This is a genomic window from Streptomyces sp. NPDC020489 (assembly GCF_044386545.1).
Lineage (GTDB): Bacteria > Actinomycetota > Actinomycetes > Streptomycetales > Streptomycetaceae > Streptomyces.
Window position 1 is genome coordinate 528,857 of sequence record NZ_JBIRUZ010000001.1, and the last position, 20,292, is coordinate 549,148.

Annotated in this window: 22 protein-coding genes; 5 read left to right on the plus strand and 17 right to left on the minus strand. The window is 72.6% G+C overall.

Annotated features, from left to right (window positions below; genetic code table 11):
- Positions 1-2: 2 nt before the first annotated feature.
- From ACH41F_RS02350 to ACH41F_RS02375, 6 genes are all read right to left on the minus strand, one after another.
- Entirely contained in the window at positions 3-1,010 is a 1,008-nt protein-coding gene (locus ACH41F_RS02350; protein ID WP_398832298.1) for an SDR family oxidoreductase, read from the minus strand.
- Positions 1,011-1,079: 69 nt separating this feature from the next.
- Positions 1,080-1,637 carry a winged helix-turn-helix domain-containing protein gene (locus ACH41F_RS02355; protein WP_391229740.1) on the minus strand — a complete coding sequence of 186 codons (558 nt, stop codon included), beginning with the start codon at positions 1,635-1,637 and terminating at the stop codon, positions 1,080-1,082.
- A 351-nt stretch (positions 1,638-1,988) separates the two neighbouring features.
- A complete protein-coding gene (glnII, locus tag ACH41F_RS02360) occupies positions 1,989-3,017 on the minus strand; it encodes a glutamine synthetase (protein WP_391229741.1) in 1,029 nt (342 codons plus the stop codon).
- A gap of 510 nt (positions 3,018-3,527) precedes the next feature.
- Positions 3,528-4,196: a hypothetical protein gene (locus tag ACH41F_RS02365; protein WP_398832301.1), complete on the minus strand. Its 669-nt coding sequence runs from the start codon at positions 4,194-4,196 to the stop codon at positions 3,528-3,530.
- A gap of 98 nt (positions 4,197-4,294) precedes the next feature.
- The gene (locus ACH41F_RS02370) at positions 4,295-5,077 is read right to left on the minus strand and encodes a hypothetical protein (protein WP_398832304.1); all 783 of its coding nucleotides are present in this window, start codon (positions 5,075-5,077) and stop codon (positions 4,295-4,297) included.
- Positions 5,078-5,135: 58 nt separating this feature from the next.
- Complete coding sequence (locus tag ACH41F_RS02375) at positions 5,136-5,495, minus strand: ArsC/Spx/MgsR family protein (protein ID WP_391229745.1); 360 nt, start codon at positions 5,493-5,495, stop codon at positions 5,136-5,138.
- Between the two features lie 174 nt (positions 5,496-5,669).
- Here ACH41F_RS02375 and ACH41F_RS02380 point away from each other — a divergent pair, with 174 nt between their 5' ends.
- Positions 5,670-5,978 (plus strand): hypothetical protein, encoded by a 309-nt coding sequence (locus ACH41F_RS02380; RefSeq protein ID WP_398832308.1) that lies wholly within the window; start codon positions 5,670-5,672, stop codon positions 5,976-5,978.
- Positions 5,979-6,483: 505 nt separating this feature from the next.
- Here the strand turns inward: ACH41F_RS02380 and ACH41F_RS02385 are convergent.
- Positions 6,484-7,671 carry a winged helix DNA-binding domain-containing protein gene (locus tag ACH41F_RS02385; RefSeq protein WP_398832309.1) on the minus strand — a complete coding sequence of 396 codons (1,188 nt, stop codon included), beginning with the start codon at positions 7,669-7,671 and terminating at the stop codon, positions 6,484-6,486.
- 287 nt (positions 7,672-7,958) lie between these two features.
- Here ACH41F_RS02385 and ACH41F_RS02390 point away from each other — a divergent pair, with 287 nt between their 5' ends.
- Entirely contained in the window at positions 7,959-8,243 is a 285-nt protein-coding gene (locus tag ACH41F_RS02390) for a hypothetical protein (RefSeq protein ID WP_398832312.1), read from the plus strand.
- A gap of 43 nt (positions 8,244-8,286) precedes the next feature.
- On the opposite strand, the gene ACH41F_RS02395 is transcribed toward ACH41F_RS02390, so the two are convergent.
- From ACH41F_RS02395 to glnA, 3 genes are all read right to left on the minus strand, one after another.
- Positions 8,287-8,871 carry a hypothetical protein gene (locus tag ACH41F_RS02395; RefSeq protein WP_398832314.1) on the minus strand — a complete coding sequence of 195 codons (585 nt, stop codon included), beginning with the start codon at positions 8,869-8,871 and terminating at the stop codon, positions 8,287-8,289.
- A 320-nt stretch (positions 8,872-9,191) separates the two neighbouring features.
- Positions 9,192-9,449, minus strand: coding sequence for a hypothetical protein (locus ACH41F_RS02400; protein WP_391229753.1), 258 nt, complete (start codon positions 9,447-9,449; stop codon positions 9,192-9,194).
- 112 nt (positions 9,450-9,561) lie between these two features.
- Positions 9,562-10,971 (minus strand): type I glutamate--ammonia ligase, encoded by a 1,410-nt coding sequence (gene glnA, locus ACH41F_RS02405; RefSeq protein WP_391229755.1) that lies wholly within the window; start codon positions 10,969-10,971, stop codon positions 9,562-9,564.
- A gap of 199 nt (positions 10,972-11,170) precedes the next feature.
- On the opposite strand from glnA, the gene ACH41F_RS02410 reads away from it, so the two are divergent.
- Complete coding sequence (locus tag ACH41F_RS02410) at positions 11,171-11,638, plus strand: RDD family protein (RefSeq protein WP_398832317.1); 468 nt, start codon at positions 11,171-11,173, stop codon at positions 11,636-11,638.
- Between the two features lie 124 nt (positions 11,639-11,762).
- Here the strand turns inward: ACH41F_RS02410 and ACH41F_RS02415 are convergent, their stop codons facing one another.
- The 4 genes from ACH41F_RS02415 to lipB form a co-directional block, all read right to left on the minus strand.
- On the minus strand, positions 11,763-12,464 hold the full coding sequence (locus tag ACH41F_RS02415) for a DUF4191 family protein (RefSeq protein WP_391229758.1): 702 nt from the start codon (positions 12,462-12,464) through the stop codon (positions 11,763-11,765).
- A gap of 60 nt (positions 12,465-12,524) precedes the next feature.
- On the minus strand, positions 12,525-12,725 hold the full coding sequence (locus ACH41F_RS02420) for a hypothetical protein (protein ID WP_391229760.1): 201 nt from the start codon (positions 12,723-12,725) through the stop codon (positions 12,525-12,527).
- A 256-nt stretch (positions 12,726-12,981) separates the two neighbouring features.
- Positions 12,982-13,947, minus strand: a complete 966-nt coding sequence (gene lipA / locus ACH41F_RS02425; RefSeq protein ID WP_391229761.1) for a lipoyl synthase — start codon at positions 13,945-13,947, stop codon at positions 12,982-12,984.
- Between the two features lie 179 nt (positions 13,948-14,126).
- Positions 14,127-14,924: a lipoyl(octanoyl) transferase LipB gene (gene lipB / locus ACH41F_RS02430; protein ID WP_398832320.1), complete on the minus strand. Its 798-nt coding sequence runs from the start codon at positions 14,922-14,924 to the stop codon at positions 14,127-14,129.
- Positions 14,925-15,141: 217 nt separating this feature from the next.
- Here lipB and ACH41F_RS02435 point away from each other — a divergent pair, with 217 nt between their 5' ends.
- A complete protein-coding gene (locus tag ACH41F_RS02435; protein ID WP_391229765.1) occupies positions 15,142-16,575 on the plus strand; it encodes a regulator in 1,434 nt (477 codons plus the stop codon).
- 77 nt (positions 16,576-16,652) lie between these two features.
- Here the strand turns inward: ACH41F_RS02435 and ACH41F_RS02440 are convergent, their stop codons facing one another.
- Positions 16,653-17,996 (minus strand): NAD(P)/FAD-dependent oxidoreductase, encoded by a 1,344-nt coding sequence (locus tag ACH41F_RS02440; RefSeq protein ID WP_398832323.1) that lies wholly within the window; start codon positions 17,994-17,996, stop codon positions 16,653-16,655.
- A gap of 149 nt (positions 17,997-18,145) precedes the next feature.
- Positions 18,146-19,042, minus strand: a complete 897-nt coding sequence (locus ACH41F_RS02445; RefSeq protein ID WP_398832325.1) for a TIGR01777 family oxidoreductase — start codon at positions 19,040-19,042, stop codon at positions 18,146-18,148.
- 62 nt (positions 19,043-19,104) lie between these two features.
- On the opposite strand from ACH41F_RS02445, the gene ACH41F_RS02450 reads away from it, so the two are divergent.
- Positions 19,105-19,584, plus strand: coding sequence for a GNAT family N-acetyltransferase (locus tag ACH41F_RS02450; RefSeq protein WP_398832327.1), 480 nt, complete (start codon positions 19,105-19,107; stop codon positions 19,582-19,584).
- A 34-nt stretch (positions 19,585-19,618) separates the two neighbouring features.
- Here the strand turns inward: ACH41F_RS02450 and ACH41F_RS02455 are convergent, their stop codons facing one another.
- Positions 19,619-20,263, minus strand: a complete 645-nt coding sequence (locus tag ACH41F_RS02455; protein WP_391229773.1) for a TetR family transcriptional regulator — start codon at positions 20,261-20,263, stop codon at positions 19,619-19,621.
- Positions 20,264-20,292 lie beyond the last annotated feature (29 nt).

Below are 20,292 nucleotides of genomic sequence, written 5' to 3' on the forward strand. Positions count from 1 at the left end.
GGTCACGCCCCGGTCAGGCCCAGCACCTTCGCCTCCAGCGCCGGGTCCAGCCCCACCGCGGGCCGGTCGGGCCGCCGCGGCGCGCTACCGCCGAGCTCCCGCAGCCAGTCCCAGGTGTCGGCCACCGTCTCCGCGACCGGCCGGCAGCGGAGCCCCGCCGCGATCGCCCGTGACACGTCCGCCCCGTGCAGCGCGTCGTGCAGGTCGCTGCCCGGCGGCACCCACACCGGCAGTTGGGTCCACGGTTCGATCCCGGCGCCCAGCACCACCTCCGGGTCGGTCCACCGCAGCTCGGCGGCGCCCCCGGTCACCCGCGCGCAGGCGTCGAGGAGGGCGCCCATGGTGGTGTGCCCCCGCTCGCTCATCAGGTTGTACGGCCCGCTCAGCTCCCGCTCCACCCCGTCCAGCACCCATGCGGCGAGGTCCCGTACGTCGACGTACTGGAGCGGCAGCTCGCGCGGCCCCGGGGCCAGCACCGGGCCGCCCCGCGCCATCCGGTCCAGCCACCACGGCAGCCGCCCGACGTTCTCGTACGGCCCGATCAGCAGCCCCGACCGGACGAGCAGCGAGCGGTCCGCGCCGAAGGCCTCGGTCGCGGCCAGCTCGCCGCCCCGCTTGTCACGGGCGTAGTCGCTCTGCCCGGCGTCGGCACGGGCGCCCTCCACCAGGGGAGCGTCCTCGGTGTACCCGGCGGGCGGTGCCCAGGCGTACACCGAGCAGCTCGACACGTACACGTACCGCCCGGCGCGCTCCCGCAGCAGTCGGGCCGAGTCCCGCACCGCGGACGGCGCCGCCGACCAGGTGTCGACCACGGCGTCCCAGGTGTCCCCGGTCCCGGTGAGCGCGGCGAGCCCGTCGGGCGCGGTGCGGTCGCCGCGCAGGGCCCGCACACCGGCCACGGGCGCGTGCCGTCCCCGGTGCAGGACGGTCACGTCCCAGCCCCGCCCGAGGGCCGCCTCGACGACGGCCCGTCCCGCGAACTCCGTACCACCCAGCACCAGAAGTCTCATGACACGGACTCTGTACGGTCGTACGGCCGAAGGGAACGGCTGTCTGCCCTCAGCAGACAGCCCCGGAGGTCACCGCCCGGCCGGCGGGGCGTACTTGTAGCCCACCCGGCGGATCGTCTGGATGACCTGCCGGTGCTCGGCGCCCAGCTTGCGGCGCAGCCGGGCGATGTGGACGTCGACGGTACGGCCGTCGCCCACGTGTCCGTACCCCCACACCGTGGTGACCAGCTGGTCGCGGGTGTGCACCCGGTGCGGGTTGGCCACGAGATGGGCGAGCAGCTCGAACTCCAGGTAGGTGAGGTCGAGTTCGGCGCCGTTCACCGCGGCGGTGCGCTGCACGGTGTCGATGCGGACGAGCGGGTCGGCACCGGCCGCGCCGACCGCCTCCGCGGCCACGGGCGGCTGCTGGTCGGCCGGGACGAGCACCAGGTAGCCGATCATCGGCGGCCGGCCCGGCAGGACGGGCAGGGTGTGCGGGGGAGCGGGCAGCAGGGTGGCGCCCGGCGGCAGGTAGTCCGCGAGGTCTGGGACGTCGTCGGGGCCCACGGCCCGGAGCCGGTGCCGCGTGCCGCTCTCGGCGGGGGCGGGCAGGGCGGCGGTCAGGGAACGGGTACGGGTGGTCGCCATGAGAGATCAGCTCTTTTCGCGCGAGAAGGTGCGTCGGTGGACGTACGTCGACTGCGCGCAGGCCGAAGGCCGAAGGGGTGTACGGCGTTAGAGGGCCGGCGCGTTCATCGCGCGGCAACACACCCGGTCGAAGTCATGGTGCTGACGGGAGGGCCAGAACGGCTCGAGGTCATGGCGACCTGTCGCGCGGGGGTTCTGGAAGCCGGTCATGCGCTCATTGAAGCAGACGAAGCCCCGTGACAGCAGCCTCCTCTCACAGCTTGGACGCTCCCTCGTCCCGAAAGGGCGCCCCCCACGCCGCAGGGGCGCCCACCGCACAGGTGGACGCCCCCGAAGGTCCCGGCGCACGGCTCAGACCTGGCCGGCCTTCTCCAGCGCGGAGCAGCAGGTGTCGACGAGCAGCCGCGTCACGACGTACGGGTCGACGTTGGCGTTCGGGCGACGGTCCTCGATGTAGCCCTTGCCGTCCTTCTCGACCTGCCACGGGATACGGACCGAGGCGCCGCGGTTGGAGACGCCGTAGGAGTACTCGTTCCACGGGGCGGTCTCGTGCAGGCCGGTCAGGCGGTCGTCGATGCCGGCGCCGTAGTTCTTGACGTGGTCGAGCGGCTTGGAGCCCTCGCCCAGCGACTCGGCGGCGGTGATGATCGCGTCGTAGTTCTCGCGCATCGCCTTGGTGGAGAAGTTGGTGTGCGCGCCCGCGCCGTTCCAGTCGCCCTTGACCGGCTTCGGGTCCAGGGTCGCGGCGACGCCGAAGTCCTCGGCGGTGCGGTAGAGCAGCCAGCGCGCGACCCACAGGTGGTCGGAGACCTCCAGCGGGGCGACCGGGCCGACCTGGAACTCCCACTGGCCGGGCATGACCTCGGCGTTGATGCCGGAGATCGCCAGACCCGCCTTGAGGCAGTTGTCCAGGTGCGCCTCGACGACGTCACGGCCGAAGATCTCGTCCGCGCCGACACCGCAGTAGTAGCCGCCCTGGGGGGCCGGGAAGCCGCCCTTGGGGAAGCCGAGCGGGTAGCCGTCCTTGAAGAAGGTGTACTCCTGCTCGATGCCGAAGATCGGCTCCTGGGCGGCGAACTTCTCGGCGACCTCGGCCAGCGCGGCGCGGGTGTTGGAGGAGTGCGGCGTGAAGTCGATGTTGAGGACCTCGCACAGGACCAGGATGTCGTCGCCGCCGCGGATCGGGTCCGGGCAGGAGAACACCGGCTTCAGCACACGGTCGGAGGAGTGACCTTCGGCCTGGTTCGTGGAGGACCCGTCGAAGCCCCAGATCGGCAGCTCGGCACCCTTGGCGGAGTCGGCCAGTATCTTGGTCTTCGAACGAAGCTTGGCCGTCGGCTCGGTGCCGTCGATCCAGATGTACTCAGCCTTGAAGGTCACGGGCCACATCCTTCGGGGGTGGGTCTCTAGGCGCTTGTGCGGGTGCTGCGGCGCTGCGGCACTGAAACGCCGCGCTTGCTGCCCGGCAGCCTGTCAACAGGCGATTTCCCGATCATTGCTCGAATGTGAACCCCGTGTTACCGGGCGATTCTGCGGCCCGTGGCACGGCGTGAGGCCGCCCGACGTGCGCGGACGCCTCGTATGCGATGCGGAGGGCGCCCCCGGGCGGCTGTGCCTCCAGGAGGCGGCCGCCGGCTCCCCCTCCGTGTCGAAGCCGGTGGCCGGCCCGTGCCCGGCGCCCGAGGCGCCGGGCGGGCTGGACGTGCCGGTCCCGCTGCTCGTGGCCGCGAACAGCAGGACCCATGACACGTACGAGGTGACGTCGAGGGCGGGCGAACCGCCGCCGCGCGGGGAGACGGCCGTGCTTCCGCACGTCTCCCCGCACGCGCTGCCGCGGTCCGGACCCGCCGGACTCGGCCGCCGCCTCAGCGGGTTCCTACGCCGTCGGCCTCACCCCACCTTCTCGATCACGGCCCGCCGGATCAGGAACTTCCCGGGCTCACGGACCTGCTCGAAGGCGGCGTTGTTCAACAGGACACAGCTGCCGGAGACCGAGGTGACCTCCACGGTCGTCGACTTGTCGTTGTCCAGGTTGGTGACCTTCAGCCTCGTCCCCGCCGGGAACTGGTTGCTGGAGGCGGCGGGTGCCCCGCCCTCACCGGAGAGGGTGACGGTCGACCCGGTGCAGACCTGCTGCCCCGAGGCCGCGCCCCCGCCGGCGGCCGGAGCGCTGGGCGCGGCGCTCGGCGCGGCACTCGGCACCGCGCTCGGCGCCGCCGGCTGCCCCGTCTGGGAGTCCTGAGCCGACTCCCCGACGGCGCACCCGGACGCCTGCTGCTGCACCTTGATCTGCGCGATGACCGCCTCACGGTTGGCGATCCGCGCATCGGACTGCGCGTCCGGATTCGCCCGCTGACCGTCGATGAACTTCTGGTTGTTGCCCAGGGCGGTGGCGAGCCCCTGACAGACGGCCGAGTCCGCCTTGGTCCGGGCCGCCTGCGCCGACTGCGAGGCGTTCGAGGTGCTCGCCATGACGAAGGCCCCACCGCCCGCCATCGCCGCCGCGCCGACCAGCAGCGCGACCTTCTTGCCCGGACCGAGTGTTCTCCTGCGCGACATGCGCGCCTCCTGAAGAGGTAGGGGAGCGTACGCCGCTATGTACGAGATACCGAACGAAGCTGCTCAGCGATTGACAGGAGTCACTGAAGTAACCTGCGTCACACGGCACTTGGGTCCTCGTACGCGACCACGTTGTCGTGGGCGTACCGAAGGACGTCCTCGGTCTGCCGGGTGATCGCGGCCTCCTCGGCCTGCGTCCCGTCCCCCCACCGCCCGTTGGCGAACACCACGGACCGCACGGTCATCGACCGCCGGAACACCCCGGCCGACCCCGGCGGCACGGTCGGCAGCCCCGACCGCGGCGGCGGATCCAGTGACACGACCTGATAGGCCACCGGGTCCATGGAGGCCATCGCGAACACGGTCGAGGCGTCCTCCACCCGCCGGAAGCTCAGCACGGTCACCGTCACCTGGGAGCGGCGCTCGGCGTCGGTGAACAGCGCCGCGGTCAACCGCGCACAGCCCAGCCCCCGTTCGACCAGCGCGGCCAGTTCCGGTGCCAGGCCCGTGGAGCAGTCGGTGGTGGTGGCCAGGTCGACCCGCTCGTACCGGGAACCGTCGTCCAGCCGCACGCTCGTGGCGGGGAAGGCCTGCTCGGGGCGGATCACGGGCCGGGAGAGCAGCGAGGGGAGTGCTCCGGTGGCCGAGGGGGCGGGTGGCGCGGTCGACGACGCGGCGGCGGCCGTCCCGCCCTCGTCCGTGCCGTCGTCACCCGCGTACAGCACCGCCCCCGCGGTGAGCGCCGCGACGAGCACGGTCCCCGCCCCCGCGACCGCCGCACGCCGGGTGCGCCGGCGCCGGCGTATCCGCTCCTGCTCGACCACCCACCGGGTGTACGGGTCCGTGGACCCGCACGGCGTCCCCTGATCACCGAAGCTCATGGCGGCGGAGGGTAACAGCGCCGGGGCCCCGAACTCCCGCCGCCGGACAATCGGTTGACTACCGGGACAGGGCGTCCCGTACCGCCTCGTCGGTGCGCCCGACGACCGCCGTGCCGTCGTCCGCGGTGATGATCGGACGCTGGATCAGCCTCGGGTGCTCGGCCAGCGCCCTGACCCACCGTTCCCGCGTCGAGTCGTCCCGCGCCCACTCCTTCACCCCGAGCTCCTTGGCGGCGGGCTCCTGGGTGCGGGTGATGTCCCACGGTTCGAGGCCGAGACGGTCGAGCACGTCCCTGATCTCGGCCTCGCTCGGCACGTCCTCCAGGTAGCGGCGGACGGTGTAGTCGGCGCCCTCGGCGTCGAGCAGGGTGAGGGCGCTGCGGCACTTGGAACAGGCCGGGTTGATCCAGATCTCCATGGCGCCCACGGTACGCGAAAACCCGTGCTCCACCTGCGTCACAGCACCCCCGAAAGCCCTTGTGGCCAGGGGCTTTTGTCAGTGGGGGCGGGTAGAATAGAAGCAGTGTTCGAGGGTGTTGCCGGGGGCGCCGAGGCCTTCGGCGGACGCCCTGTCCGCGACAGGAGGATGCCTGTGCCCGCTGCCGCACTGAAGCCGTTGCCCACCCAGTCGACCGTCCAGCACCCGGTGCTGCTGGACCTGCCCTACGCACCCGTGGAGAAGCGCCCGCTGCCGCCGGGACGGCCGCGCGAGTGGTACATCACGCACAACCGCCGCCTCAAGGCGATGCGGCTCGCCATCGCCCTGCTCGACTCGGGCGTCTACCTCCCCAACCAGGCGCGCGACGACACCATACGCACCACGGCGGAGACGATCGGCGTCCACCCGCCGTCGGACACGACGTGCCACATGGTGCGCGCGCTGATGCGTTACTCACGCTGAAGCAGGCCGCCGGGCGCCCCGGGTGCGGGGCGCCCGGCGGCACCCGGGTGTCCGGGGCGCCGGGCGGCGCCCAGGTCCGGCCTCGTCCGGTGTCTCAGACACACCGCCCGCTCTGGCACTGCCCTGCCTGTCGCTCTGCGGCCGGTGGCGGCGTGGCGCCCCCTGCCTGGCCAACTCCCGCTCCAACGGCGGCCGGGGCGCGGGGCGGCTCGTGTCCGGGGCGCCCGGGGGCACCCCTCCGTCCGGCCTCGTCCGGCGTTTCAGACGCGCCGCCCGCTCTGGCACCGCCGTGCCTGGCGCTCTCCGGACGGCGGTGGCGTGCTGCCCCCTGCCTGGCCAACTCCCGCTCCAACGGCGGCCGGGGCGCCGGGCGGCACTCGCGTCCGGGGGGCCGGGCGGCGTCCCCGCCCGGCCTCGACCGGCGGCCAGACACACCGCCCGCTCCGGCACCGCCCCGCCTGCCGCTCTCCGGCCGGTGGCGGCGTGGCGCCGCCCTACCCGCCCCCTACCCGGCCAACTCCCGCTCCAGCGGCGTCCGGAAGCGTGGTGTCACGCGGGTCGTCCCCAGCCAATCCCGCAGCCGGTCGGCCTCGGCCGCGATCATCGCCTCCGCCTCGCGCCCCACGTCGTCCTTCGCCGGCAGCCGCCAGACGATCTCCCCGTCGGCACGCTGGGCCCAACCTCCGACCACCCGCCCGTTCCACCACACCGTCGGCCCCACGTTGCCGCTGCGGTCGAAGAGCAAGGGCCGCAGTTCCGGGGCCAGATACCAGTCCCGCCCGAACCAGCCCATCGCCGTCGGGTCCAGCGCGGGCAGCAGCGCGGCCCAGGGCTCGTCCGGACCGGTCACCGGTTCGGCGTCCCCGGCCGCGACCCACGCCCCGCCCTCGTCGACGGCCACCGCCTCCGCCCCGATCGCCGCCAGCGCCCGCCGGACCTCCGTCACCTTCCACCCGGTCCACCACTTGAGGTCGTCCTCGGTGGCCGGCCCGCACGCCGCGAGCCAGCGGCCCAGCAGTGACGCCTGCGCCCCGGCGACGTCGAGCTCGGGGTGCGCGGGTGCCGGCGCCCAGCGGAACTGCGAGGACGTCCAGGACCCGAGCGGCCGCCCCCGTACGACCTTCCCCTCGGTGCCCAGCACCCTCAGCAGCCGGGTGGAGACCGTGTGGACCCCCTCGTAGCTCTTCCCGGCCGCGTACACGAACTGCTCCCGCAACCGGGGCTCGTCGCGGGCGAGTTCGGCCGCCGTCGCCTGCCCGCGCCGGGCGAGCGCGGCGAGCGTCGACGCCTCGACCTCCGCCAGCCACGCGGCGTCCGGCGCCCCGGCCCTCGCCATGTCCTTCACCAGCGCGGCACGCTCCCGCGCGGCGACGGCGAGCCCGGTGGAGGCGTGCACGACCGCGGTCAGCTCGGTCGGGAACACGAACACCGTCCGCCGCATGCCGTGCATCCGCACCAGCGTGCCGTCGTCGTACAACGCCCGCTCGGTCTCCGCCACCGTCCTCGCCGCCTGCTCCAGCCGCGCCCCGACGGCCAGGTACACGGTCGCCGGGTCGGTCCCGTGCAACGCCACGAGCGAGGCCGCGACGTCCTCGGGCCGTGCCGCCCGCGCCACCCCGGCCAGCCGGTGCCGCACCCCGAGCCGGGCCCGCCGCTCCTCCACGCCGACGTGCCGCTGCTTCCCCTCGCTCATCCCGCCTCCATCCGTCCGGCCGTCCGTGCGGGCATCCTCCCCGACGGCACTGACAACCGGGGGCACACCGCGGTGACGTCCGCCGCGCCCGGCCGTCACCCGACCACCGTGCCCGGCACCCGCACCCGCACCCGCCCCGGGAAAACGGGATGCACGCCGAGTAACCGGCTCCTTACGCTGGACACGCAGAGCGGAGTTGCTCCCTACCGCCTACCGCACGACCGGTTTCACCACGCGGACTCGGGGCTACTCTGCTGCTCACCCACACACGTACACGGAGGCCCGTGATGGGCACCATCGTCATGGCCGGGGCCGCGGTCCTGGTCGTCCTAGGTTTCGGAAACAGTCTCTACTGGCTCGCCGCCGCCGCGGTGCTCTTCCTCTACATGCAGTACGGCAGGAGCCCGTCCTCGCCGCCCTCGGCGCGCGGCGGTTCCTCGTCCGGGGTCGTGCCCGGCGACTACCGCGCGTACCGCGACCGCCGGGACAAGCAGGCCAAGTGGGAGCGCCGGTACCGCCGGGAGCGCCCCTTCGAGTCCCGCCGCCAGGAGCGCGAGAAGAAGGGGCGGTGAGTCCCACCGGGGTGGTGAGCCCCGCCGGGATGGCCCTCGGTCCTCACAGGCCGGGGGCGCCCCACACCGACAACCAGCGGTTCAGATCCTGCTCGATCCGCAGGTGGCCCCCGAGGGCCGCCCTGACCCGCAGTTCCAGCGCTTCGTCGCGTCGCTGCCCCGCCCCGGGCAGCGGCGCGAAGGGGAACCAGGTGCCGCGCCTGTAGAGATGGACCAGTGCGAGCGTGCGGCCCTCGGCGTCGCCGAAGTTCGCCAGCGAGCACAGCAGTTGGGGGCCGAAGCCGTTGACCTCCATCGAGGCGTTCACGGCGTGCAGGTCGTCCACCAGCAGCGGCAGCTCGTCGGGGGTGCGCTCGGACACCAGCCAGGAGCAGCCGTACGCGTCGCGCCGCAGCAGCACCGACGGGCCGTCGCGGTCGGCGTCCGCGTCCAGCAGCGCCTGAACCTCGCGGTGCGTCTGCTCGAACGCGGCACCCTCGACCGTCGTGAAGCACACCGCGCCGCCGCCGGTCGGGACGAACCCCGTGGCGGCCTCCAGGGTCACCGCCGCGGGCACCAGTGCGAAGAGCTGGTCGAGATCGGGCGCGACCGGCTTGGTCCGCCCGAGCAGGATGTCCAGCAGCCCCATGTCTTCTCAGTCCGCCTTTCCCGGGGCCGCGGGCTCGCCCAACCCGGTCGAGATCCGGCCCAGTTGATCCGGTCGCCGGTCGCCGGTCCGGGATCCAGTGGCCGGCATCCGCGCGGCGAGGCGTGACCGTCATCCCCACGGTCGGCCGCCGGTCGCTCCGGAGACGGCTCAGCGTCCGCGTCACCCCGCAGTCAGGCACGCGCCCCACTGCCAGTGTGCACGCGGCCCCACCATGAAGCGGTCGTGATCACCTCTAGGCCCAGCAAAGGTTCGGGCCACCGGATCACCGGTGCCGTCCGCCCACGCTGCCGCGCCCGTGTCTAGTACGGCGCCCGGAAGTTCGCGTACCCCAGCAGCACGATGACCGCGAACACGCAGCCGAGGACGAGGGCCGTCGACGTCCAGGGCGACCGAGGCCGGCGCACCCGCTCCGGGTCCGCGCGGAACGGCTGGGCGGCCGGCGGGTTGTCCTTCCAGCGCGCGGCGAGCATCCGGGCCCGCGCGGACGGCTCCTTGTGCGCGGCACCGTCGGCCCACCTGATGTCGAACTCCCGCTCCGAGTCGTCCTGTTCGGCCATCCCCACAACCCCCCGATCGCACGTCTGTTCCCGAAACCATACGACGGCGCCCCCGCCCTGAGAAACCAGGACGGGGGCGCCGGAACAGCCGGGAGAACCGGCCGCGGTCCGATCACACGTCGAAGTACAGCTCGAACTCGTGCGGGTGCGGACGCAGCTGGAGCGGGGCGATCTCGTTCGTCCGCTTGAAGTCGATCCACGTCTCGATCAGGTCCGGGGTGAACACGTCGCCCTGGAGCAGGAACTCGTGGTCGGCCTCGAGGGAGTCGAGGACGGCCGGCAGCGAGGTCGGGACCTGGGCGACGTTCGCGTGCTCCTCGGGAGCCAGCTCGTACAGGTCCTTGTCGATCGGCTCGGCCGGCTCGATCTTGTTCTTGATGCCGTCGAGGCCCGCGAGCAGCAGGGCCGAGAAGGCCAGGTACGGGTTGCCGGAGGAGTCGGGCGCGCGGAACTCGACGCGCTTGGCCTTCGGGTTGGAGCCCGTGATCGGGATACGCATGGCCGCGGAGCGGTTGCGCTGCGAGTACACCAGGTTGATCGGCGCCTCGAAGCCCGGGACCAGACGGTGGTAGGAGTTCACCGTCGGGTTGGTGAAGGCCAGCAGCGACGGGGCGTGCTTGAGGATGCCGCCGATGTAGTAGCGGGCGGTGTCCGACAGGCCCGCGTAGCCGGCCTCGTCGTAGAACAGCGGGTCGCCGTTGCTCCACAGTGACTGGTGGACGTGCATGCCCGAGCCGTTGTCACCGAAGATCGGCTTCGGCATGAAGGTCGCGGTCTTGCCGTTCTTCCAGGCCACGTTCTTCACGATGTACTTGAAGAGCTGGAGGTCGTCGGCCGCGGCGAGCAGCGTGTTGAACTTGTAGTTGATCTCGGCCTGGCCGGCGGTGCCCACCTCGTGGTGCTGGCGCTCGACCTGGAGGCCGGAGGCGGCCAGCTGCAGGGAGATCTCGGCACGCAGGTCGGCGAAGTGGTCGACCGGCGGGGTCGGGAAGTAGCCGCCCTTGTAGCGGACCTTGTAACCGCGGTTGTTCTCGACCGCACCGGTGTTCCAGGCGCCGGCCTCGGAGTCGATGTGGTAGAAGCTCTCGTTCGCCGAGGTCGAGAAGCGGACCGAGTCGAAGACGTAGAACTCCGCCTCGGGACCGAAGTACGCGGTGTCGGCGATACCAGTCGAGGCGAGGTAGGCCTCGGCCTTCTTGGCCACGTTGCGCGGGTCACGGCTGTACTGCTCGCCGGTGATCGGGTCGTGGATGAAGAAGTTGATGTTGAGCGTCTTGTCGCGGCGGAAGGGGTCGACCCGGGCGGTCGACAGGTCCGCGCGCAGCGCCATGTCGGACTCGTGGATGGCCTGGAAGCCACGGATCGACGAGCCGTCGAACGCCAGCTCCTCGTCCGGGTCGAACGCCTCGACAGGCAGCGTGAAGTGCTGCATGACGCCCGGCAGGTCGCAGAAGCGGACGTCGACGAACTTGACGTCCTCGTCCGCGATGAACTTCTTGGCCTCGTCGGCGTTCTGGAACATCCAGCTCCTCCTACTCCCGACGATTCGATGCCGGGGTGGTAGTTCGTTCGTGCGGCCAGTGCGGTGGCACACGCTGCTCCCGACCCTAGGGACGGGTGGTTTCTCGGGCGTGACCCATTTGTTTCGCACAAGTTAACCGGACTCCGTTCGCCTCACCCCACCTGTCCGTATCCCGAAACGCGCACAGTACGGTGGACGGGTGGACAAGAGGGAAGCAATCGGATCGTGGCTCTCGGGACCCCGCGCGGCCGCCGAGCAAGCCGGTGTGGACTTCGGTTACCGGGGGCAGCAGCTGGGCCTGCCGAAGGAGGGGCCGGGTTCCATCGCCCGGCCGGGGCGGCGGATCGGGGCGATCGTCGTGGACTGGGCGATGAGCGTGCTGATTGCATCCCAATTGATCACGCAGAGCTACACGCAGACGACCTCGAACTGGGCGCTGCTGGTCTTCTTCGTGATGAGCGTGCTCACCGTCGGGACGATCGGCTTCACCCCGGGCAAGCGCCTGTTCGGCCTGCGCGTCGTCGACCTGGCGACCGGCCGCCCGAGCCCGCTGCGCGGCCTGCTGCGCAGCGCCCTGCTGTGTCTCGCCGTCCCGGCCCTGATCTGGGACCGCGACGGCCGCGGCCTGCACGACAGGCTGGCCCGCACGGTCGAGGTGCGGATCTAGGCCCGTCCCAGGCCGGCCCTGTCCTCGTGCGACGAAGGGCCCGGCCCGTGTGACGAAGGGGGCCCGGAGAGAGATCTCCGGGCCCCCTTCGTCACACGAGGAGCTTCGTCGCACGAGGAGTCGGTCAGCGCGCCTTCGGGCCGCCCTTGGGGAGCTTCATGCCCTTCGGCATGGGCCCCTTGGGGAGCGGCATGTTCTTCATCAGGTCGCCCATCGCCCGCAGCCGGTCGTTGGTGGCGGTCACCTGCGGGCCGGTCAGCACCCGGGGCAGCTTCAGCATGGTGGTGCGCAGCTTCTTCAGCGGGATCTGGCCCTCGCCGGTGCCGACCATCAGGTCGTGCACGGGTACGTCCGCGACGATCCGGTTCATCTTCTTCTTCTCGGCGGCCAGCAGGCCCTTCACCCGGTTCGGGTTGCCCTCGGCGACGAGCACGATGCCGGCCTTGCCGACGGCCCGGTGCACCACGTCCTGGCTGCGGTTCATCGCCACCGCGGGGGTCGTCGTCCAGCCCCGGCCGATGTTGTCCAGCACGGCCGCTGCGGCACCCGGCTGGCCCTCCATCTGTCCGAAGGCGGCCCGCTCGGCCCGGCGTCCGAAGACGATCGCCGTCCCGAGGAAGGCGAGCAGAAGGCCCAGGATGCCCAGGTAGACCGGGTGGCCGATCAGGAAGCCGATCGCGAGAAAGACACCGAGGATGAGGATGAAGACACCCGCGAGAACAAGTCCGATCGTCTTGTCGGCCTTGCGGGTCATCTTGTACGTCAGGGCGATCTGCTTCAGTCGCCCGGGGTTCGCGGCATCCGCCGCACTGTCACTTCTCGCCATGCCACGAAGTCTACGTGGCCCCTGGAGCGCCGACGACGGCAGTGCCGGGAGACGAACGCCTCAGGGACGGGCCAGGAGCGTCTGCTCCAGCACGAGCTGCGCCTCGACCCTGTCCTTGGCGCGGCGACGGTCCTCCAGGACGGACGTCCAGGCGTTGCGGCGGGCGGTGCGCTGGCCGCCGCTCATGAGCAGCGACTCGACGACACGGAGTGCATCGGTGAACGACGGGATCGCGGTGGCGCGGACGGGCGCGGCCTGCATGATGGAGGTCTCCCTCGGGAAAAGGCACCGTGGCGTAGGGTGCACGGCCTGTACAAACAGGGTCACTGATTGGTGTTACCAGGGCGTGACCGGCCGGTCAAACGCACATGTCGCCTCGGTGCGCGGCCGGAGAACGCCGACGCGGCCCCGACACCGCCCCCAGCTGCGGGGACGTTCGGGGCCGCGACGATCGGCCACTACCGGGCGGTAGCTGCTTGTGCGCAGATTCACACGCACCGGATGGCACTGCGTGCCATCAGACGGCCTGGGAGGCCACGTACGCGCCGCGCTTCTCGATGGCCATCTGGTACAGGCGGCCCGCGCGGTACGAGGACCGGACCAGCGGGCCCGACATCACACCGGAGAAGCCGATCTGGTCGGCCTCCTCCTTCAGCTCTACGAACTCCTGCGGCTTGACCCAGCGCTCCACGGGGTGGTGGCGGACGGAGGGCCGCAGGTACTGCGTGATGGTGATGAGCTCGCAGCCGGCGTCGTGCAGCTGCTTCAGCGCCTCGCTGACCTCCTCGCGGGTCTCGCCCATGCCGAGGATCAGGTTGGACTTGGTCACCAGGCCGAAGTCGCGGGCCTCGGTGATGACCTTCAGGGAGCGCTCGTAGCGGAAGCCGGGGCGGATGCGCTTGAAGATCCGCGGCACCGTCTCGACGTTGTGCGCGAAGACCTCGGGGCGGGACTCGAAGACCTCCCGGAGCAGCTCCGGGACGGCGTTGAAGTCCGGGGCCAGCAGCTCGACCTTGGTGCGGCCGGCCTCGCGACCCGCGGTCTGCTCGTGGATCTGGCGCACCGTCTCGGCGTACAGCCAGGCGCCGCCGTCCTCCAGGTCGTCGCGGGCGACGCCGGTGATGGTGGCGTAGTTCAGGTCCATGGTGACCACGGACTCGCCCACCCGGCGCGGCTCGTCGCGGTCCAGGGCCTCGGGCTTGCCGGTGTCGATCTGGCAGAAGTCGCAGCGCCGGGTGCACTGGTCGCCGCCGATGAGGAAGGTCGCCTCGCGGTCCTCCCAGCACTCGTAGATGTTGGGACAGCCGGCTTCCTGGCAGACCGTGTGCAGGCCCTCGCTCTTGACGAGCTTCTGCATCGCGGTGTACTCGGGACCCATTTTCGCCCGCGTCTTGATCCACTCGGGCTTGCGCTCGATGGGGGTCTGGGCGTTCCGGACCTCCAGGCGCAGCATCTTGCGTCCGTCGGGTGTGACTGCGGACACATCGGCTCCCTGTAGCTTCGATTCTTCGGCGTACACCAGGGTACGCCCGTGTTTTGTAGGGCCCTACAGCTGAGGCCAACCGCAGGGCTCCGGGCACCATTCCCGGCCCGGCGGAGGCGCGGGGAACTGCCCGACCGCCCCCGGCCGACCCTCACCGGCCCGCAGGCACCGCCGACCGATTACGCCGGAGCCTTCTCGATCTCCCGAGGCTTCAGATCGGCATTCTCGAGGACGTCCCTCAGGTGCCGCTCGACCACCGGCAGCACCTCGGAGATCGTCACGTCCCGCCCGAGTTCGTCCGCCAGGGACGCCACCCCCGCGTCCCGGATGCCGCACGGGATGATCCGGTCGAACCAGCGGTTGTCCGGGTTCACGTTCAGCGCGAAGCCGTGCATGGTGACGCCCTTGGCGACCCGGATGCCGATCGCGGCGATCTTGCGGTCCTCGCGGCGCTGGCCGGCGTTGGACGGCGCGTACTCGGGCCCGTTCAGCCGCGGGTCGAACTCCTCGTCGTGCAGCCGGGGGTCGAGGTCCAGCGAGAGGCCGCCGAGCGCCGGACGCTGCTCGACGGGGTCGCCGAGGACCCATACGCCGCTGCGCCCCTCGACGCGCGAGGTCTCCACGCCGAACTCCGCGCAGGTGCGGATCAGCGCCTCCTCCAGGCGTCGTACGTGCGCCACGACGTCCACCGGACGCGGGAGCTTCTGGATCGGGTAGCCCACCAGCTGGCCCGGGCCGTGCCAGGTGATCTTGCCGCCGCGGTCCACGTCGATGACCGGCGTCCCGTCCAGGGGCCGCTCGCTCTCCGCCGTGCGCCGGCCGGCCGTGTACACCGGCGGGTGTTCGAGCAGCAGGACGGTGTCGGGGACCTCGTCCGCGAACCGCGCCGCGTGCACCCGGCGCTGCTCGTCCCACGCCTGCTGGTACTCGACGGCATCCGCACCGAATCCCATGCGGACGAACCGCAACTCACTCACGGCAAGCGCCTCCCTGGAGAGCTGTAAGGCACGAACTGTGCCTACGCCACTGTACGACCGAGCGTCGAGCGTCAGCCGTGCGGTCAATCCTCACACGATCGGATGAACGAACGTCGAAGTGTGCGAGGGCCTGCTTACTCTCCGCTACATTCGCGCCGTCCTACAGAAGGCCAAAAGGGCTGCTCACCGGCAATCCGGGCAGGAGACACCACCGCAGATGACGGAACGACCCGCGCAGCGCACTCCCAATCGACAGCTCGCCGCGCTCATCGCAGAAGCGGGGTTCTCCAACGCGGGACTCGCCCGTCGCGTGGACCAGCTCGGACTGGAACACGGGCTTGATCTGAGATACGACAAGACATCGGTCACCCGGTGGCTGCGCGGCCAGCAGCCCCGCGGCACCACCCCCGCCCTCATCGCCGAGGTCTTCACCCGCCGGCTCGGCCGCCGCCTCAGCGCCCAGGACCTGGGACTGGACGCCTGTGCCCCGGTCTACGCGGGCCTGGAGTTCGCGGCCACCCCCGAGGAGGCCGTCGACATCGTCAGCGGGCTGTGGCGCAAGGACTCCGGCAGCCACGCCGAACTGCGCAAGATCGCCTTCACCCCGGCCGGACTCGTCGTGCCCAGCCGTGACTGGCTGATCGGCCGGGCCGACGAGAAGGTGGCCCGCGGCGAGCCACCGGCCCGCGTCCCCCTCCAGGGCCGCCCCGCGGTGCCCCGGCAGCGCGGCGCCGAACGCGGCCCCGGCCAGAAGGTCACCGGCGGCGACATCGCCGCCCTGCGCTCGGTCGGCGAGCTCTTCCGCTCCCTCGACAACATGTACGGCGGCGGCCACGCCCGCCAGGCCCTCGTGCGCTACCTGGAGCACGAGTGCGAGCCGATGCTGCGCGGCACCTACGGCGAGCAGACCGGCCGCCGGCTCTTCGCGGCCGCGGCCGACCTGACCCGGCTCGCCGGCTGGACCTCGTACGACATCGCGGCGCACGGGCTCGCGCAGCGGTACTTCGTGCAGTCGCTGCGGCTCGCGCAGGCGGCGGCGGACCGGGCCTACGGCAGTTATGTGCTGATCACGATGAGCCGTCAGGCGGTCTACCTCGGGCACGGGCGCGAGGCGGTGCAGCTGGCGCGGGTGGCCCAGCAGGGCGTCGGCACCAACGCCCCGCCGGTGGTGCAGGCGCTGCTGCACGCGGTCGAGGCGCGCGGTCACGGGGTGCTGGGGGAGGTGCGGGCCTGCACCGGGGCGCTGGTGCGGGCCGAGCGCGCCCTGGAGGCGGCCCGGCCCGGTGACGAGGTCCCGTACTGGGCGCGGTTCTTCGACGAGGCGCAGCTGGCGGACGAGTTCGGGCACGCGCACCGGGATCTTCAGCAGTTCCGCGCGGCCGCCCAGCACGCCGAGCGGTCCCTGCAGTTGCGGGCGCCCGCGTTCGCCCGGAGCCGGCTCTTCTGCCGGGTGGTGCTGGCCTCCGCCCGGCTGGGGCTGGGGGAGTTGGACCAGGCGTGCGCGTTGGGGGCGGAGGCGGCGGGGGCGGCCGTGGAGATGCGGTCGGTGCGGGCGATCGAGTATGTGCGCGACTTCGAGAAGCGGTTGGAGCCGTACAAGGACGCGGCACCGGTGCGGGGGTATCGCGACAAGGTCGCGGCCATGGGGTGAGGCGGTCGCCAGGGCCCGGGGGGACTGCGCGACACCGTCGCGGCTTGTCGCGCAGTTCCCCGCGCCCCTGGGTGGGTTCAGGCGGCCTGCGTGGTGGGCAGGGGTTCCGCCCGGTGCATCGGGACCGCCGAGCCGAGGTCCGTCAGGATCGCCGTGGACGCCCGGTGGCCCGAGTGCAGGGCGCCCTGGACCGTGCTGGTGTCGCGGTGGTCGCCGCACACGTACAGGCCGGCCAGGAGCCGCACCGGGCGCCGCAGGTCGTGCGGTGCCCGCATGGCCGGTACTGCCTGCGGGGTGTGGTGGACGGCGAGGGTCTCCCAGCGGTCGGTGGGGGTGCCGTAGAGGCGGGCGAGGTGCATGCGGACGGCCGTGTCGACGTCCGGCGGGGGCGGGCCGAGGACGGTCGAGCTGACCAGGGCGCGGCCCGCCGGCGCGCGGCTCGGGTCCACGTGGCTCACCACCGCCGTGTGGGCCACCGGACCGCCCCGGTCCGCGTCCAGCAGCATCGACGCACCCGTCTGCGGCGGTTCGTCCGTGGTGTGGTGGACCACGGTCACCGGGTGGAAGTCCGGTACCCGCAGGCCCGGCAGCAGGTCCGCCGCGGTACGGGCGTCGGTGGCCAGCAGGACCGCGCGGCAGCGGAACGCGCCGTGGTCCGCCGTGCTGACCGAGCTGGTCGACACCGACGTGACCCGGACCCCCGTGTGCACCGTCCCCGGCGGCAACGAGCGCGCCAGCAGCTCCGGCAGCACCTCCGCGCCGCCCTCCGGCACACACAGCCGCCCGGCGGCGAAGGCGCGCAGCGCGAGGTCGGCGCAGCGGCTGGACGTGGTCAGCTCCGGGTCGCACAGCAGCGCGGCGAGCAGCGGGCGCAGGAAGCCGTCGATCGTCCGGGCGGGCAGACCGCGCGCGGCGAGGGCCTGACCGGCGGGCGACTCGGGGCGGGACAGCAGGCGCTCGACCGGGGTGTTCGCGATCCGGGTGAGCGCGGCGCCGAGGCGGGCCTGGTCCACGGGACTGCCCAGCGGGCTGAGCACGGTGGCCGCCGTCGGCCGGGGGGCGCTCGCCAGGGCGCGCACCGCGTGGAGTGCGCCCCGCGCGCTCCCGGCGCCGACCGGGGCGTGCACGCGGTGGTGGCGCCCGTCGCTGTGCAGCAGGACACCCGGCGCGAACGGACGCAGCACGAGTCCGTCGAGCCCCGGCGTCATGCGTAGTTCCGGGTACGCCGTGGACAGCAGCTGTCCGATCCGGTCGAGCCGGAAACCGTCGACCTTCTCCGTCGACATACGGCCGCCCACCGCATGGGCGGCCTCCAGCACCGCGGTCGTCACTCCCGCGCTGGTCAACCGATGCGCGGCGGAGAGCCCGGCGACCCCGGCTCCCACGATCACGACGTCCGCCTGGTACGTGGGCTCAAGCACGTGCCCCTCCTCGAGGTTGCGCGGCCGGTGGAGACGTCATGCCCCCAACTGGCTCCGGGGATACCCGAGTTCGGCTCGAGGTTAAGACGCCGTCCGGTCAGGGACAGTCGCGCATCGACAGGGCACGGTCGCACGCCGGTCGCATGGCGTCACCCGGCGGCTCGGACGGCCCCTTCGATCTCCGGGAACGCGAAGGTGAACCCCGACTCCAACAGCCGCTTCGGCACCACCCGTTGGCTGCCCAGCACATCCGAGGACAGCTCCCCGAGCACCGTCCGCAGCACCGGCGCGGGCACCGACAGGAGGGTCGGCCGGTGCAGTACGCGTCCCATCGCCTCGGTGATCTCCCGGTTGGTCAGGGGGTTCGGGGCGGTCAGGTTGAACGGTCCGGACAGCCCGTCGGTGTCGAGGAGATGCCGGATCGCGGCCACCTCGTCGTGCAGCGAGATGAACGACCAGTACTGCCGCCCGTCGCCCAACCGCCCCCCGAGCCCCGCCTTGAACAGCGGGAACAACCGCCCCCAGGCCCCGCCCTCGCGGGACACCACCAGCCCGGTCCGCGTGAACACGGTCCGCACCCCCGCCTCCCGCGCCGGAGCCGCCGCCGCCTCCCACTCCACGCACAGCTCCGGCAGGAACCCCTCCCCGGGCGGCGCGCTCTCGTCGACGACCCGGTCGCCGGTCTCGCCGTAGTAGCCCATCGCGCTGCCGTTGACGAAGACCCGCGGCGGCTCGTCCAGCGCGGCGACGGCCTCCGCGAGCGCCGCGGTGCCGTCGACCCGGCTGGACCGGATCCGCGCCTTGTACGCCTCCGTCCAGCGCCGGTCGCCGATCCCGACGCCCGCGAGGTTCACCACGGCGTCGCACCCGGCGAGCCCCGCGGTGTCCACCCGCCTGCCCTCGGGGTCCCAGCGCACCTCGCCGTCGCCCCGGGGTGCCCGGCGCACCAGGCGCACCACCTCGTGTCCGTCGGCCGTCAGAGAGCGGACCAGGGCGCTGCCGATGAGTCCGGACGCGCCGGCCACCGCGATTCGGGAACGATGCATGCCGCCCATTGTGCTCCGAACCCCCACCGGGTCCCGCTCGCGCGCGCCGTAGGGTGGCCGGCATGCACATACGTCACGCCACCTTCGACGACGAGGACGCGCTGGGTCGCCTCGACCGCGCCACCTGGTCCACGCTGCACGCGGTCGCACCGCGCCCCCAGCCCCCGTACGAGCCCTTCTACGGTGAGCGGTTCGGGCCGCGCGACCATCTCGTCGCCGAACTCGACGGTGTGCTCGTCGGCTACCTCAGGCTCGCCTTCCCGACCCCGCTGGCCAGCAACGCGCACGTCCGCCAGATCCAGGGCCTGGTCGTCGCCGCCGAGGCACGCGGGGCCGGGGTGGGCCGGGGGCTGCTGCGCGCGGCGCAGGAGGAGGCCAGGAGGCTCGGCGCCCGCCGTCTCACCCTGCGCGTCCTCGCCCACAACACACCGGCCCGCAAGCTCTACGAGTCCGAGGGGTTCGTCGTGGAGGGCGTGCTGCCCGAGGAGTTCCTCCTCGACGGCGTCTACGTGGACGACGTCCTCATGGGGCGCGACCTGTGACCTGAGCGGCCCCCACGGCTCGCCGGCGGACCGCTCAGCGCCCGCCGTCGGTCAACAGCCGCATCCCGCCCGCCAGTTCCCGCAGGCACCGCACCGCCAGTTCCGCCGGGGAGCCGGGGCCGGTGGTGTCCGCGTCCGTCGCCGCCCAGGTCTCCATCGCGACCCGGATCGCGTCCGTGGCGGCCGCCGCCGCGAGCCGCACCGCCAGCGGGTCGGCGTCCGCTCCGGCGAGCTTCGTCAGCACCGGGAGCAGCTTCTCCTCGGACTCCTGGTTCACCCGGTACCACACCGCCCGCAGCGCCGGGTCCGCCGTCGCGGCCCGCAGCAGCGCCCGGGTCTGCCGCAACCCGTCCGCCGCGTGCGCGTCCGGCACCGACAGCGACTCCTCGATCGCCCGCTCCAGCGCCCGCGGCAGCCCGGCGGTACCCGGCTCGGCCACCGCCAGCAGCTCGCGCCAGCGGTCCGCGGCCCGGGCAAGCAGCGGGCCGACGGCGTCCTGTTTGCTGCGGAAGTACCGGTAGAAGGTGCGCGGCGCGACCCCGGCGCGCTCGGCGATGGCCTCGGCCGTGGTGCCGTCCGGCCCGTGCTCGGTGAACAGTTCGGCGGCGGCGCGTGCGATGTCCAGCTGGGTCGCCGCCTTGCGGCGCTCGGTCAGTGAGGAGGGGTGCTTGGTGCTCACCGGGGAAGCGTACGCCGCGGCTGTGACAG

What these genes read in the sequence shown, in the direction of transcription:
- ACH41F_RS02415 (WP_391229758.1), bottom strand. Translation starts at nt 12,464, where the DNA reads ATGGCGAGAAGTGACAGTGCGGCGGATGCCGCGAACCCCGGGCGACTG.
- ACH41F_RS02435 (WP_391229765.1), top strand. Translation starts at nt 15,142, where the DNA reads ATGACGGAACGACCCGCGCAGCGCACTCCCAATCGACAGCTCGCCGCG.
- ACH41F_RS02445 (WP_398832325.1), bottom strand. Translation starts at nt 19,042, where the DNA reads ATGCATCGTTCCCGAATCGCGGTGGCCGGCGCGTCCGGACTCATCGGC.
- ACH41F_RS02395 (WP_398832314.1), bottom strand. Translation starts at nt 8,871, where the DNA reads ATGGGGCTGCTGGACATCCTGCTCGGGCGGACCAAGCCGGTCGCGCCC.
- ACH41F_RS02365 (WP_398832301.1), bottom strand. Translation starts at nt 4,196, where the DNA reads ATGTCGCGCAGGAGAACACTCGGTCCGGGCAAGAAGGTCGCGCTGCTG.
- ACH41F_RS02355 (WP_391229740.1), bottom strand. Translation starts at nt 1,637, where the DNA reads ATGGCGACCACCCGTACCCGTTCCCTGACCGCCGCCCTGCCCGCCCCC.
- glnA (WP_391229755.1), bottom strand. Translation starts at nt 10,971, where the DNA reads ATGTTCCAGAACGCCGACGAGGCCAAGAAGTTCATCGCGGACGAGGAC.
- ACH41F_RS02370 (WP_398832304.1), bottom strand. Translation starts at nt 5,077, where the DNA reads ATGAGCTTCGGTGATCAGGGGACGCCGTGCGGGTCCACGGACCCGTAC.
- ACH41F_RS02420 (WP_391229760.1), bottom strand. Translation starts at nt 12,725, where the DNA reads ATGCAGGCCGCGCCCGTCCGCGCCACCGCGATCCCGTCGTTCACCGAT.
- ACH41F_RS02400 (WP_391229753.1), bottom strand. Translation starts at nt 9,449, where the DNA reads ATGGCCGAACAGGACGACTCGGAGCGGGAGTTCGACATCAGGTGGGCC.
- ACH41F_RS02390 (WP_398832312.1), top strand. Translation starts at nt 7,959, where the DNA reads ATGGGCACCATCGTCATGGCCGGGGCCGCGGTCCTGGTCGTCCTAGGT.
- ACH41F_RS02385 (WP_398832309.1), bottom strand. Translation starts at nt 7,671, where the DNA reads ATGAGCGAGGGGAAGCAGCGGCACGTCGGCGTGGAGGAGCGGCGGGCC.
- ACH41F_RS02350 (WP_398832298.1), bottom strand. Translation starts at nt 1,010, where the DNA reads ATGAGACTTCTGGTGCTGGGTGGTACGGAGTTCGCGGGACGGGCCGTC.
- ACH41F_RS02450 (WP_398832327.1), top strand. Translation starts at nt 19,105, where the DNA reads ATGCACATACGTCACGCCACCTTCGACGACGAGGACGCGCTGGGTCGC.
- ACH41F_RS02375 (WP_391229745.1), bottom strand. Translation starts at nt 5,495, where the DNA reads ATGGAGATCTGGATCAACCCGGCCTGTTCCAAGTGCCGCAGCGCCCTC.